We start from the raw sequence: 1,273 nt of genomic DNA, 5'->3' as shown, positions 1-1,273 counted from the left end.
TGACGTGACCCCCTGAAACTCAGCCAGAAATAACTAGAGTCCGCCCCAGGAAAGGGACGGACGGATGAAGCGATCAAGGTTCACGGAAGAGCAGATCATCGGGATCCTGCGCGAGCAGGAGGCGGGCGTGCCGGTGTTGGATCTGTGCCGCAAGCACGGGCTCAGCTCGCCGACCTTCTACAAGTGGAAGGCTAAGTACGGCGGCCTGGACGTGTCGGAGGCGCGGCGCCTGAAGGCGCTGGAGGAGGAGAACGCCAAGCTGAAGCGGATGCTGGCGGACTCGATGCTCGACAACGTTGCGCTGAAAGACCTGCTGGGAAAAAAGTGGTGACGCCCGCCGCCAGACGAGAGGCCGTGGCGCACCTGCGCCAGGCCTACGAGATGAGCGAGCGGCGGGCGTGCCGGGTGATCGGGTCGGATCGGGCGAGCGTGCGCTATCAGGCGACGCGGCCCGATGATGGCGACCTGCGCGAACGGCTGAAGGCGCTAGCCCAGGAGCGGCGGCGCTTCGGCTATCGCCGCCTGCACGTGCTGCTGCGGCGCGAAGGCCAGGTGGTGAACAAGAAGCGGGTCCAGCGGATCTACCGCGAGGAGCGGCTGACGGTGCGCCGCCGCGGCGGTCGCAAGCGCGCCATCGGGACCCGCCGGCCGATCGAGACGCCGCTGGCGGCCAACCAGCGCTGGAGCCTGGACTTCGTCTCCGACCAGATGACCGACGGGCGGCGCTTCCGCATCCTGACGGTGATCGACAACTGCACCCGCGAGTGTCTGGCCCTGGTGGCCGACACCTCGCTGTCGGGACGCAGGGTGGCGCGCGAACTGGACGCCATCATCGCTCAGCGCGGGCGCCCGGACATGATCGTCAGCGACAACGGCACCGAGTACACCTCCAACGCCATCCTCGGCTGGGCCGACGAGACCGGCGTGGGCTGGCACTACATCGCGCCGGGTAAGCCCCAGCAGAACGGCCACAACGAGAGCTTCAACGGCCGGCTGCGCGACGAGCTGCTCAACGAGACCCTCTTCCGATCTCTGCCGCACGCTCGCGCCGTGCTGGAGACCTGGCGGCGGGACTACAACGAAGCCCGGCCGCACTCCAAGCTCGGCTGGATGACGCCACGGGACTACGCCCGAGCCCTATCCGGAGAGTCCGGCCGGCACGCTGCGAACCCTGACCTCTCCGCGCGCCGGCCTCTTGCAACACCAGCCAACCAAGGCTCAGATCAAACCAGGACTCTCGTTATGGCTGGATGAGAAACGGGGGTCACGTCAG

At 67.5% G+C, this 1,273-nt stretch carries 1 protein-coding gene; it reads left to right on the top strand.

Annotated features, from left to right (window positions below; all coding sequences use genetic code 11):
• The first annotated feature begins 64 nt into the window (after window positions 1–64).
• Window positions 65–1,254 (top strand): IS3 family transposase gene (locus AX721_RS21140; RefSeq protein ID WP_156467312.1). Its coding sequence is split into 2 segments (ribosomal slippage): window positions 65–323 and window positions 323–1,254, totalling 1,191 coding nucleotides; the frame shifts between segments, so codons are not numbered across the junction.
• Window positions 1,255–1,273: the final 19 nt, after the last annotated feature.

This window comes from Phenylobacterium sp. CCH9-H3 (genome assembly GCF_001557235.1).
Taxonomy (GTDB): Bacteria; Pseudomonadota; Alphaproteobacteria; order Caulobacterales; family Caulobacteraceae; genus Phenylobacterium.
Note: the sequence above shows the minus strand (reverse complement) of the source record. Positions and strands in the feature narration are given on the sequence as shown.